Raw genomic sequence first — 13513 nt, forward strand, 5'->3', positions numbered from 1 at the left:
TCAGTCGTCACTCAAAACTTTCGGCGTTACCGCCCGATGGAAACCGTTGTAGGGCTCGTTATTCTTTGCCTTCGGCATCGGCCACACACGCCCGCCCTGGGATGCCGCACCGTCAATCCGCAGACAATCGCCACTGATAAACGCCGCCCCCGGGCTAAGCAGGAAACAGATCGCCGAACTCACCTCCGATTCCGTGCCCATCCGCTTGATCGGCACCGCATCCGCCAGGCTGCGAATCCACGACTTCATATGAGCCGGGTAATTATCCATCCCGCTGGAAGCAATCCACCCCGGCGCCACCGCATTCACCCGAACCCCGGACGGCGCCCACTCAACCGCCGCCGTCTGGGTAAAATTCACCATCCCGGCGCGGGCCGCGCCAGAGTGACCCATGCCAGGCATACCGCCCCACATATCCGCCACAATGTTCACAATCGAACCCCCGGTCTTACTCAAAGCCTGGGTATAGGCCTCCCGGGAAATCAGAAAACCACCGGTCAGATTCGTGCGCACCACGGTTTCCCAACCCTTCTGGTTAATCCCCGTCAACGGAGACGCAAACTGCCCGCCGGCGTTGTTCACCACCCCGTTCAGCCCACCGTGGGTCTCAATAATCGCCTTCACCGTCGCCTTGACTGACTCCTCCTCACGGATATCGCAGGCATGAGCACTGGCAATACCGCCGTCTTCCTCAATCTCGGCCTTAACCGCGTCTACCTTTTCCTGCTTACGACCCACCAGCGCCACCCGAGCACCGAGCGCCGCCAGTTCGTGGGCCGTGCAGCGGCCAATACCGGAGCCACCGCCGGTCACAATAAATACCTGGCCTTCAAACAACCCCGGCCGAAGAACAGATTGATAACTCATAAAAATTCCTTATCTGAATTAACTGAATCCACGTAAACGATTCGGGCACCCCGCTGGGGGAGGGCCTTACAAAAATGTGCGGAGCCAAGGATGGCGGAGCCCAAGCGCCACAGGGATGTGCCGAAGGAGCGTTTTTTGTAAGGCCCTCCCCCAGCGGGGTGCTTACTCCGCAACCTGATGACTAAGTTCATTGCGGCACCAAGCTAGAAGGCACCGGCACAGGAAACTCCAATAGCTGCTGCGCAAACGCCTTACCCTGCGGATCAATCCGCAAACTGGCCACACCACCACCCCCAAGACTGTGCTCCAGCAAGAAATTGAACGCATGCAACCCTGGCATAGACCAACGCGTCACCTTGCCAGACTCCGGATTCAACGTATGCGCCATCCAATCTGCCACCGCCTGTTCCGTCAACGCCGCCTCAATATAAGGAACATACTCCGGATCCCGCGCAATCACCCCAATATTGCTGTGATCACCCTTATCCCCGGACCGCGCCCAAGCCAGCTTGATCAGCGGCACCGTGGTATCCGCCGCCACCTCCATCCGTGACTCCGGCTCAGCCGCCAGAGCACCCGGATCGAAACCACCCTCGGTAGCCACCACCACCTCAGACTTCTCGCCTGCCAGATCCACCGAAACCGCCACTTCTGATTTTGGTACCAGGCAAGAGAACAAACGAATCTTCGGCCAAACGGTTGGCCGGCCGCCGACAATGCCGGTGATACCCGGTGCCATCCCGGTGGCAGCCTGGGCGATTTCCCGTGAAAAAAGCACCAGTGCCTCTTTCTTCGGGTGGGCGGTGGCAATCTTCACCACCACTTCCCGGCATTGATCGCCCTTGCCATGGGCGCCGTAAGTGGTCTCGGTACCCAGCAACTCGATGCTGGTTTCGGAATAATCCGGCAGGCCGCGCTCCACAAACATCGCCGAGGTTTTGCCAAGAATCGCCTCTGCGACCTTCTGAGCCTTGGCGGGCGCGTTTATGCCAGCCAGCAAAAAGGTGACCGTGCACTTGAAACCATCCGGCCAGGTGCCGGACACCTTGTAACTGTCGGTAGGTGGCAGACCTTTGGCACCGGAAACGCGAACCTGATCCTTACTGATTTCCTCAAGTGCAACCTGGGTGAAATCGCAGGTAACGTCGGGCAGCAGATAGGCCCTTGGATCACCAATCTCATACACCAACTGCTCGCTTACCGTGCCCCGGCTGACCAGACCGCCGGTGCCTTCGGGCTTGGTCATTACAAAGTCGCCGGAGGCGCTCACCTCAGCAATGGGGAAGCCCATATTGGCGTAGCCGTCGGCCACATCTTCCCAGTCGGTAAAGTTGCCACCGGTAGACTGGGCGCCACATTCCAGCAAGTGCCCGGCCAGGCTGCCCTGGGCAAGTTTGTCGTAATCGTTCCAGCGCCAGCCGAATTCATGCACCAGCGGCGCCAGCACCAGCGCGCTGTCCGCTACCCGGCCGGTAATAATGATGTCGGCACCCTGTTCCAGGGCAGCCACCAGGCCTGGTGCGCCCAGGTAGGCATTCAGGCTCACCATCATGGCGGGGAAGGGCTGGCCGGTGGTCATCTCGGTGACGCCGGCATCGGCGAGCTTCTTTTTCTTCATCAGCAGGTCGTCGCCCAGCACCAGGGCGATTTTCAGATCGACCCCCGCTTTTTCGCACAACGCCTGCAACGCATCCCGGCAAGCCACCGGGTTCACGCCGCCGGCGTTGGCCAGCACCCGGATGCCTTTTTCTTTAATGTCGCCCAGCAAAGGCGCCATAACGGTTTCCACAAAATCCCGGGCATAGCCCTGGGTGGGGTCCTTCATCTTCTGGCCAGCCATGATGGACATGGTGATCTCGGCCAGATAATCGGCCACCAGATAATCGATGTTGCCCCGGTGCACCAGCTGGGCGGCTGCCGTTTCGGTATCACCCCAGAAAGCGGCGGAGCAACCGATGCGGATGGTTTTGTTGGCGTGTGACATGTTCTTGGCCTTGTTGTGAAGCCCGCGTCGGCGGGAAGTTATCCAACGTTGATAATGACAATACCAAGCAAGCGCTTGGTTTGTAAACAGGCAAATCTCGGGTAGAATAAAAAGTCCCACCAAGACAACCGGATGGCCTTTGTGAACCAGAACCAGATTCTTCAGTCCTTGATTGCCGAACAGCTCGTTTCCGACCCTGCCAGTGCCCGCGGGCGCTTGTTAAAGGAAGCCGCCAGGTTATTCCGGGACAAAGGCTATGAGCGCACCACTGTGCGTGATCTGGCCGCAGCCGTCGGCATCCAGTCCGGTAGTCTGTTCCATCACTTCCGAACCAAAGAGGAAATTCTGAAGGCGGTTATGGTTGAGACCATCCGTCTCAATACCGCTTTGATGCAGGCGGCAGCCGACAGCGAGGAGTCCCCCCGGGGCAAGCTTCGGGCGTTGGTGCGAAGTGAGCTGGAATCCATTAATGGCCAGACTGGCGAAGCCATGGCGGTGCTGGTTTATGAGTGGCGTAGTCTCTCTGAAAGTTCTCAGGTTCAGGTGCTGGAATTGCGGGAGATATACGAAGGGCTGTGGCTATCTGTTTTGGAGGAGCTTAACGAGCTTGGCCAGCTCAAGGCGGATCCCTTTATCGTAAGGCGGATGTTGACCGGAGCGCTGAGCTGGACGGTGACCTGGTACAAGCCCGAGCGCGGTGGACTGACGCTGGACGGGTTGACCGATCAAGTCATGGCGATGCTCGGACTGTAACAACAGGTTACCTTTGGAACTTATTGTTTTATATCAATTAGCTTAAATTTTTGTGCTTTCCTTAGAGGCCATTGGCCCGATCGGCATATAATTTTCGGCATTCCAGCCATTCTTGTCTGACAAAAATCAAAGCATTCTTCGCGTCGTAGAGACCAGTTCCTCGGGGAACAGCCCGGATGTTGGCTGTGAAGGTTCTGGTTCACGGTTTGACGACGCGAATATGTGATAAAAAACACTCGTCATCCCTTACTGACAAAAACAAAGCAAGACAGGGCAAATTATGTTCTACCCAGAGGTTTCCCTAGTGGGCCGTAGTTCGGCCCTGCTCAAACAGTTCGCACTTGCAGGACTGGCGATGGTCCTGGCCGGCTGCTCCGCCAACCCCATATATACGACGACGGGTATGGTGCTCTCCAGCTACGCAGAGTCTGAGGCAACACCTTATGTGCTGCAGATGTCGGACACTGAAATGGCGTGCGCGCTGGGTGAGGGTACTGATCCTCTCGTCTACTCCTTTTCTCGCGTAACCTCCGCGCCTGACAGCACCGGGTCACTGCTTATGCTGCTGGCCGGCAATTGCATGGAATACCGTGCCTGGAACGCAGAACTGGACTATCTCCGTGCCCAGTACAATGGCGATGTGCCTGCTGCAAAAGACGCCCGTGAGCGCGCCAAGCGTTTGTACGCCACTACGGCCTCGCGCCGATACAATGCCTATCTTCGGGCCATGGCAGCCTACGATTTTGATCCGGCTGCCGAGCCCATCGAGTGCCCTTTCCTGTTTACCGATCAGGACGAACTGACGTTTCTGTTGGGGCTTCTGACCGGTATGCAGGCCATCGTGAACGACTCCAACTCTGGTGCGCTTGCAGGCGTGCCTCGTAATATAGCGCCGAGGGCAGAGCGTGCCGCGCAATGTGTTGACAACGAAAAATGGGGCGGTTTGCCCAATGCTGTTCGCGCGCTGGTCTGGTTGCTGTTGCCCGATACCCGTCCCGAGCTGTCGCCTGACCCTTGGCAGGTGCTTGAGAACAGCTCCGAAATGGGCGTGAATGCGGGTATTCGGGCATCCCACGCGGTTCAGATCGTAGCTGCTGAAACCTTTGGACGCCCTGATGTGCTCGCTGATGCCATTGCGCACTTTGCCGACGCCGACGACCGAATCGACGTATGGGACGATTACCGATTGGTGGATGAAGTGGCTCGAACCATCGTTCAGTTTTCCTCAGACAAGCACTGGACTGCCGAATATGGTCACCGCACGCCGCGCAATTTCTTCGGCAAGATGAGCCCGGAACGCGCCAGAACCAATACCGAAACCATGGACCTGGACGACCTGCTCTGAGAGCAGGCCGCCAGGCCCTGACCCAGTTTCAACGATAAACACAAGAATGACCCGGAGGTCGTCATGATCCGTAAATCCCTTGCCGCTCTGTCGTTGGCCGTTGCTGCTCCGTTGGCATCAGCCCAGACAGTTTCCATGTGTGTGTTTGACGTTATTGGCGCCAACGGCGACGTATACAATCTGGTCAAAGACTACGCCCTGGAAATGAAAGCCCATGGAGTGGACTTCAATCTTCGCCCCTATACCGACGAAGGTGTGGCCGTTGGTGATTTTAACGCCGGCCAGTGTGACGCCGTTGCCGCAACCGATATCCGGACTCGGCCGTTCAACAAGTTTACGGGCAGTGTCAGTGCGGTTGGCGCCATTCCGACCTATGATGATCTGGAAACCTTGTTGGCGACACTGGCCCAGCCCAGGGCGGCATCTCTGATGAAGTCCGGCGGCTATGAAGTGCTGGCGATTGTGCCGGCCGGTGCGGGGTATTTGTTCGTCAACGACCGAAGCATCAACACCGCAAGCAAACTGGCCGGGAAGCGAATGGCCACTCTCGATTATCAACGTGATGCCATTCATATGGTGAATCACGTTAAGGCAACGGTGGTTCCATCGGATATCACCAACTTCGCTGGAAAGTTCAATAACGGCTCCGTTGATACCGCCTATGCGCCAGCGTTCGCCTATGAAGCCCTCGAGTTATACAAGGGTATCGGTGATAAAGGCGGTATTGTTGACTACCCACTGGCCCAGTTGACTATCCAGATCATTGCCCGCGAAGGCGTTCTGGATGATGACACCGCGCAGAAATCCCGTGAAGTGGCCTGGGATATGTTCCCGCAGGCGATGAACCTGATCGAGAGCCAGGAGAAAGCGATCCCTGAAAAACAATGGATTCGAATTCCGGACCAGGACATTACTGGCTACCAGGAGATGTTCCGTGAAAACCGTCTGGAAATGCGTGATGGCGTGAACGGTGCACCGAGTGTGTACGACCCACGCATGATGAGTCTATTGAGCAAAATTCGCTGCGCCAGTAACCCGGGCGCGTCTGAGTGCACGGCTGACAACCGGGAATAATCGGAGAGAAAACACATGAACTGGCGCGCGATGACTGCCTCTGGTGCAAGGACGCTCTACCCCGTACACAGGATACATGGGGTTATTCTACTGCTTTTGCTCCTGTCAACTCTGCTGCTGGGCATGGGGAATTCCCTGCACTCCAGAATGTTGTGGATTGGTGAGCAGGTCTGGCCGAACTATTATCTGCTGAACCCGGATGCGACCGAACCCACCTGTAATATGTTCGTGGATGTGGATGCTGAGGTTGAGCGCAGGATTCAGGCTTACAAGCCTGATCCGGACGATTTGTTCAGCTCCCCACCAGATGCGGATGCGCTGAGGCAGTCTCTGCAGAGCAACGTGGCCCTGTGTGAGCAGCGCCACCTGATGTATGCCGAGAACCAGAAGCACGCCACATGGGCACTGGGTGCCTACAAGAGTTTTGAACAGGGACTGGCTGGCTTTCTGCTGGACAACATTGAACTGACCAAGTACCTGTTCATCGCCATGTTTGCCATGGCTGCTGCGATCTCGGCGCTGGACGCGGACCACATTGCCCTGCGGCTGTCCCGCAACCGGTCAGAGTGGCGCTTGAGCCAGGGCGTGCAGTTCATCGTCAACGGTTTGATGGTGCTGTCCCTGAACGCCTATCTCGGGCGATTATCGACATCGCCGGGCACGGAAAACACTATGATTTTGCAATACGCCTGGGCCGGTGTATTCGGAATGTTCATGGTGATCAACGCCATTCGCTTCTTCCACATACCCGAGCGCATGAAGCCCGGCAGCCTGAGCTTGTCATCGAGCCTGGTCATCCCGTTGTATTGCATGATGGGTTTGATAGCCATGTCCTACTTCTTCTTTGTGGACGGCTACACTTCGGGCCTGGCGATCTACTTCGGCATGATGGCGAACCTGTCTTCCATGTTCATCAACATCGGCCTTTATGTGCTGGTGGGCATGATGCTCAAGCAGACCCGCGTGCCGGAATTGCTGCTGAACATCGTCAAGCCGTTCAATCTGCCGGCGCCTATGCTGGCCTCAGTGATTATCTTTGCCACCGCCTTCCCGACGGCGTTCACGGGTGCCTCCGGTATTTTTATTCTTGCCGTGGGTGGTGTGGTGTATGACGAACTGAGAAAAGCGGGTGCCGGGCGGCAGTTGTCCCTGGCGACCACCGCGATGTCAGGCAGTCTCGGGGTGGTGCTCAACCCGTGCCTGCTGATTGTGGTAATCGCAGCACTGAACAAAGAAGTGACCACCTCTGAAATGTACGGCTGGGGCTTCTGGGTGTTCATTCTGTCTGCCAGCCTGTTCTCGTTCATCGTGTGCAAGACCGAAGGTAACTGGAAGCCCAGGCCGGCACCGGGTGCTTTGCGTCTTGCGCTGAAACAACTGTTGCCACTGGTACCTTATGCACTGACTGCCGCCGCTGTGATCTTTGCAATCTGGGTGGTCCTGGGCCTGAAGTTCAATGAGTACAGTGCGCCGATGATTCTGCCTTTGGTGATGCTCGCCCTGGTGGTGTTGGACTCTGGAAAGGAGAGTAAGGAACTTTCTGTTTCCCGGATGCAAACGTTCTTTGAACGCAGCAGCAATGCTGCCAGTGATTCAGCCGTTCACATCGGCGCGCTGCTGGCCCTGATTGGCTTCTCCATCTGCCTGGGCGGTATTCTGGAGCGCTCCGACATTGTCCATGCGATTTTCCCGGAGACCCTGACCAGCCCCTGGATTGCCATGATGGTCATCGTAGTGATGCTGACGCTGATCGGCATGGTGATGGACCCGTTCGGTGCGGTGATTCTGGTATCGGCCACCATCGCCCAGCCAGCAATACAGATTGGCGTAGACCCGCTGCACTTCTGGATTGTGTGCCTGGTAGCCTTCGAGCTGGGTTACTTGAGCCCGCCTGTGGCCCTGAACCATCTGTTAACGCGGCAGGTGGTTGGTGAGACTGAAGTGCTGGCGGCAGAGCGCACGGGTACTTTCTGGCACCGTTACCAGCGCCTGCTGTTGCCGCTGGCGGTGATGATACCCAGCTTGCTGCTGGTGGCCTTTGTGCCGATGCTGTTCTACGCCTTGTAGTTGGCGTGAAGACCGAAAGCCCGTGGAGTTCTGCTTCACGGGTTTTCTTGTTTTGGGCTTAACTTCGGCAAACGGAGCAGGTTGGAGGGGCTTTCTGAAACACGCTGTGAATACGTCCATGTACGCTCCGCTCCGCCATCCATGGCTCCGCAGGGTTTCAGAAAGCCCCTCCAACCTGCTCCTCCATCCTCGCGCTCATTTTACCCGAGCCGGGATTAAACGATTTTGGAACTTTTGTTCTATAGTCTGCGTATGGATAAGGACGTTCATAAAAAACAGGCAAAGAGGGTAACCGTGAGAAGAACATTGCCGCAGTATCTTGTGCTTTCGGGAGTGGTGTTGTTCGCAGGATGCGGTGGTGGTTCCGGAAGTTCTGAATCCCAGCCCCCGGCCATTGATCTTGGCCCTTTATCTGGTGTGATCAGTATCGAATCCGGCAGCCGGATTGATCAGGACACGATGGATCAGTTGCGGTTTACCGATGCCAGCCCTGCTTCGGGTGCCCAAACCCTGCCGGCCAGTTTTGTTCTTGCCGGGTTTGTCAGTTCGCGAAATGGTTCCTATCCGTTGCTGAACGGCCAATTGTTCAGTTACGCCGCTGACCCGGTGGATAACTTCACCGTGCCCATGGGGCCCGGTGAAACGGTAATTCTGAGAAATTTTGGCGGCCGTGACGGAGATGCGGAACTTGAGTTGCGTGTTACCGCCGGAGGGATTCTCTACGGGGCAGATGAGACCGCGGCGGACAAGCCTTCAGTCAGCGTGACTCTGGATAGCGGCGCCCCGGAAAGGAATTACTCTGTTGAGGTCAGTGTGGCCAGCGGAGGTGGCCCCACTCGCTATGTTCTGGTCAAAGCCGCTGATGGCCAGCTCGATAGCGTCAGTCTTGATTGGCCGGACCATCCGTTCCTCCCCGGCCAGGCCATTGTTACGTTGGATGCAACCGACTCTGGAACCATGTCGTCGCTGGCGACCGGCATGGCCAGCGCTGAGCGGCATCTGGGTGGTTCGGACTGGTTGATGCGGATGCCGGCTCAGGCGTCTTCCCGTGGTGTCAGTGCGACTCAGAGGCAGGCGGAGACCCTGTCCTGGGTTACCCAGCTTCGGCAGATGCCGGGTGTCAAAGACGCGGTGCCGAACTATCAGATGTCGAGCATGCAGAGCTCGCCGGTGGATGAGCCTCTGTACGGTTTGCAGTGGCATTACGATCTGATCAACGGGCCCGGAGCCTGGCAGTTGGCTCCTGACGGTGGCGAGGGCGCCAGCGTCGCTGTTCTGGACAGCGGTTTGTTTAGCCCCAACGGAACGACTGCCTGGCATCCCGATCTTGACGCCAATGTGGATGGTGGCAGGGATTTTGTGGATAACGATTTCTATCCTGAGGATCCTGGTAGCAGCGTTGGCGCCAGTGTGTTTCACGGTACTCACGTTGCCGGAACGGTAGCTGCGGTGGTTAACGGTGAAGGCATCGGAGGGGTCGCGTTCGGATCCAGGATCGTTCCAGTCAGGGTTTTGGGAGAGGGTGGCACCGGCTCCTCCACAGATCTCATTGATGCCATTCGCTGGGTGACCGGGGATTCTCCCAGGCAGAACTTGCCCCGGGCCGAAATCGTCAATCTGAGTCTGGGTGGTTTGCCCAGGATTCAGGCGCTGGAAGACGCCATTGCTTTCGGCGTAGGGCGAGGCATGATTTTCGTTGGTGCAGCCGGAAACTCAGCAACCTCAACGCAATCGTTCCCGGCGGCGTCGCCCAACGTGTTGGCGGTCAGTGCCGTGGATGCCGCAGGTCGACTGTCGTCCTACTCAAACTTCGGAAGCTGGATTGATCTCGCAGCACCCGGCGGAGATGCCAGCCGGGATGGCAATAACGATGGCCGCGCCGATCTGATCTGGAGTACCAGTGCGGTGGGGCAGGCCGGTCAATTCGTTGCCAGTTATGCGGGCTTGCAGGGTACGTCTATGGCCACGCCTCATGTGTCGGGCGTCATGGCACTGCTGAAAGCCCAGAAAGACACCCTCAACTACAGCGAGGTTCGAGCCCTGCTGGAAAGCGGCGAACTCACCGATTATCCGGGAAGCCGAAACGACCAGTTGGGTTATGGCGTTCTCGATGCCGCGAGGGCGCTTCAGGCAAATCTGGAAGGCAGCGTAACGATTCTGTCGCCATCGCCGTCCCAGGTCTCGCTCAGCAATGAGGGGGTGACAAGTGCCACGGTGACCCTGAACCAGATTGGTGATGGCTCAATTTCCAACGTTGTCCTCACCGAAAACCTTGATTGGCTGAGCTCAAACCAACCGACCCTTGAGAACGGACGGTATGTATTCAACGTATCCTTGGTGGAGTCGGAGATTGAGCCAGATACGGCTTACCGGGGTGATATCCGTGTGACCTATGACGATGATGGAACTCAACGCAGCTTGCGCATTCCTGTCATCGCCCAGCTCATCAGCGACGAACAGGCCCGCAACGCCGGCACCCACTTCGTCCTGCTGGTGGATACCACTCCGGATGATGACGGTTTCTATTGGGCCGAGGCCCAGGTTGCTGTGGAGGCCTCAAATGGCAGCTACGGTTTCCGCTTTGAATCCTGGGATGGAGAGGAGCCACGCCGGCTCAATGAAGTCAGTCCGGGCGACTACTTTCTGGTGGCGGGCACGGATATTGATGGCGACGGCATCATCTGTCAGCCCGGTGAGGCCTGCGCGGAATACCCGATTTCCGGTTTGCGGGAGGTGATCACCATTGAGGAAGGCCAAAGCCTTTCCGATCTCCGGATGACCACCAGCTTTACCCGCCCTACAATTTCTGCGGAAACCCCGGACATCCTGCCCAGGCCGGGTTTTCAGGGTTACCGTTTGATCACGCCAGAGCGCGACAGCGCTCGCAATAACAGTGATAACCGACCCAGGACGACACAATGACAGATCGCATTCCCCGGCTGTTTGCCTTGCCGCTGGCAGCGGCCCTGATAACGGCTTGCAGTGCCACCGGCGGTGAAAACGCCGGCATGCAGCCCCAGGTGCGCCAGGTAACCCAGTCTGCCCATTGTGGCCTGACCGGACCAGGCGTCGCGCACGTGCGGACCGGTTCGGAACTGGAGGCATTGCTGGATATTGGCGGGCAGAATATGGCAACCGGTATTATTCGCCAGGTTAATCTTGAGAAAGAGTCACTGGTGATTGTCACCCTGGGCCAGAAGCCAACCGCCGGTTATAGCGTTGGGCTTGAGTCTGCCACGGCGGACAGGAAAACCCTGAAACTGGCCATGAAGGTAAATTCGCCCGCGCCGGACATGATGGTGGCGCAGGTGATTACCTCGCCCTGCGCGGTGCTTGCGGTAGCGGACAGCCAGTGGCAGCGCCTGGAAGTATCCGGGTTGTCTGGAACGCCGTTGTTGAAAGAGCTCGGAAACTGAAACCACTTGGCGTAGCCACAAAACAAACATTGATCTTTCAGCCCGAATCCCTAAGCTATGGCTCAGCTTTAACGACCACTTGCGGAGCCATGCCGTTACTATGAGCCAGCAACAATACAACGCCGATGCCATTGAAGTTCTGAGCGGTCTTGACCCGGTGCGAAAACGCCCAGGCATGTACACGGACACCTCAAGGCCGAACCACCTGGCTCAGGAAGTCATCGACAACAGTGTGGACGAGGCGCTGGCCGGCCATGCCCGCCGGATTGATGTCATCCTGCACAGTGACAACTCGCTGAGTGTGGAAGACGATGGCCGCGGTATGCCCGTCGATATCCACAAGGAAGAGGGCGTTCCGGGGGTTGAGCTGATCCTCTCCCGCCTGCACGCCGGTGGTAAGTTTTCCGAGGGCAACTACAACTTCTCCGGCGGCTTGCACGGTGTGGGTGTGTCTGTGGTGAATGCCCTGTCTACCGATCTGGAAGTGACCATCCGTAGGGATGGACAGGTTCACCGGATGACCTTCGCTAACGGCGACAAGGCATCCGAGCTGGAAGTGATCGATACCGTTGGCAAGCGCAATACCGGTACCCGCCTGAAGTTCACCCCCGATCCGAAATACTTCGACAGTCCCAATTTCTCCGTCAGCCGTCTGCGGCATAACCTGCGGGCCAAGGCGGTGCTGTGCCCGGGCCTGGTGGTGACATTCCTGCAGGAAAAAACCGGCGAGAAAGACGAGTGGTTCTATGAGGACGGCTTGCGGGACTACCTGCGTACTGCCCTGGCAGACATCGAAGCCGTGCCGCTTGAGCCCTTCACCGGCAGTTTCTCCGGTAATAAGGAAGCGGTGGATTGGGCGATCCAGTGGCTGCCGGAGGGCGGCGATGCCGTCATGGAAAGCTACGTCAACCTGATTCCCACCGCCCAGGGCGGTACCCATGTGAATGGCTTACGCACGGGCTTGCTGGAAGCCATGCGGGAATTCTGTGAGTTCCGTAGTCTGCTACCCCGGGGGGTCAAGCTGTCGCCCGAGGATATCTGGGAGCGGGTGGCCTATGTGCTGTCGTTCAAGATGCAGGAGCCTCAGTTCTCCGGCCAGACTAAAGAGCGGCTGTCGTCCCGTGAGGCGGCGGCGTTTGTCTCCGGCGTGGTGAAAGACGCCTTCAGCCTGTGGCTGAACCAGCACACCGATATTGCTGAAGCCCTGGCTGAGCTGTTTATCAGCAATGCCCAGCGCCGGCTGCGGGCCAGCAAGAAGGTGGCCCGCAAAAAGGTGACCTCCGGCCCGGCGTTGCCCGGCAAACTGGCTGATTGCTCCGGTGCCGATACCACCCGTTCAGAACTGTTCCTGGTGGAAGGTGATTCGGCTGGCGGTTCCGCCAAGCAGGCCCGGGACCGGGAATTTCAGGCGGTGATGCCGCTGCGGGGCAAGATTTTGAATACCTGGGAAGTGGATTCCGGTGAAATCCTGGCTTCCCAGGAAGTTCACGATATTGCCGTGGCCATCGGTGTTGATCCTGGCTCAGAGGATTTTACCGGTTTGCGCTACAACAAGATCTGTATCCTGGCGGATGCCGACTCTGACGGCCTGCATATCGCCACCTTGCTGTGCGCGCTGTTCGTAAAGCACTTCCGTCCACTGGTTTCTGCCGGCCATGTATTTGTCGCCATGCCGCCGCTGTACCGGGTGGATCTGGGCAAGGAAACCTTCTATGCCCTCGATGAGCACGAAAAGCAGGGTATTATCGACCGCCTGGCAGCCGAGAAGCGGAAGGGCAAGGTTCAGGTGACCCGTTTCAAGGGCCTGGGTGAGATGAATCCCCTGCAATTGCGCGAAACCACCATGGCGCCAGACACTCGCCGCCTGGTGATGCTCACCCTGGAAGAGGGTGATGACACCGATGAGCGAATGGACATGTTGCTGGGCAAGAAGCGGGCTTCAGACCGCCGGGTTTGGCTGGAAGCCTACGGCAATATGGCGGATATTGCGGTTTGATATTCCCTGCA

Annotated in this window: 9 protein-coding genes; 7 read left to right on the forward strand and 2 right to left on the reverse strand. The window is 57.6% G+C overall.

Annotated features, from left to right (window positions below; all coding sequences use genetic code 11):
* Together C7H10_RS11440 and C7H10_RS11445 are read right to left on the reverse strand one after the other, a co-directional pair.
* On the reverse strand, nt 1–867 hold the full coding sequence (locus C7H10_RS11440; RefSeq protein WP_011786247.1) for an SDR family oxidoreductase: 867 nt from the start codon (nt 865–867) through the stop codon (nt 1–3).
* Nucleotides 868–1054: 187 nt separating this feature from the next.
* The gene (locus C7H10_RS11445; protein ID WP_106694972.1) at nt 1055–2851 is read right to left on the reverse strand and encodes an acyclic terpene utilization AtuA family protein; all 1797 of its coding nucleotides are present in this window, start codon (nt 2849–2851) and stop codon (nt 1055–1057) included.
* Between the two features lie 132 nt (nt 2852–2983).
* Here C7H10_RS11445 and C7H10_RS11450 point away from each other — a divergent pair, with 132 nt between their 5' ends.
* From C7H10_RS11450 to parE, 7 genes are all read left to right on the forward strand, one after another.
* Nucleotides 2984–3604 carry a TetR/AcrR family transcriptional regulator gene (locus tag C7H10_RS11450; RefSeq protein WP_058092101.1) on the forward strand — a complete coding sequence of 207 codons (621 nt, stop codon included), beginning with the start codon at nt 2984–2986 and terminating at the stop codon, nt 3602–3604.
* 280 nt (nt 3605–3884) lie between these two features.
* Nucleotides 3885–4949, forward strand: a complete 1065-nt coding sequence (locus C7H10_RS11455; protein ID WP_061331603.1) for a hypothetical protein — start codon at nt 3885–3887, stop codon at nt 4947–4949.
* Nucleotides 4950–5012: 63 nt separating this feature from the next.
* Entirely contained in the window at nt 5013–6023 is a 1011-nt protein-coding gene (locus tag C7H10_RS11460; protein WP_106694973.1) for a putative solute-binding protein, read from the forward strand.
* 15 nt (nt 6024–6038) lie between these two features.
* A complete protein-coding gene (locus C7H10_RS11465) occupies nt 6039–8090 on the forward strand; it encodes a TRAP transporter large permease subunit (protein ID WP_106694974.1) in 2052 nt (683 codons plus the stop codon).
* 294 nt (nt 8091–8384) lie between these two features.
* A complete protein-coding gene (locus C7H10_RS11470) occupies nt 8385–11012 on the forward strand; it encodes a S8 family serine peptidase (RefSeq protein ID WP_244178264.1) in 2628 nt (875 codons plus the stop codon).
* Nucleotides 11009–11506 (forward strand): protease complex subunit PrcB family protein, encoded by a 498-nt coding sequence (locus C7H10_RS11475; RefSeq protein WP_061331600.1) that lies wholly within the window; start codon nt 11009–11011, stop codon nt 11504–11506. The genes C7H10_RS11470 and C7H10_RS11475 overlap by 4 nt, the downstream gene beginning before the upstream one ends.
* 100 nt (nt 11507–11606) lie before the next feature.
* Nucleotides 11607–13502, forward strand: a complete 1896-nt coding sequence (gene parE, locus C7H10_RS11480; protein WP_106694975.1) for a DNA topoisomerase IV subunit B — start codon at nt 11607–11609, stop codon at nt 13500–13502.
* The last annotated feature ends 11 nt before the right edge of the window (nt 13503–13513 follow it).

Source organism: Marinobacter shengliensis, from assembly GCF_003007715.1.
Lineage (GTDB): Bacteria > Pseudomonadota > Gammaproteobacteria > Pseudomonadales > Oleiphilaceae > Marinobacter > Marinobacter shengliensis.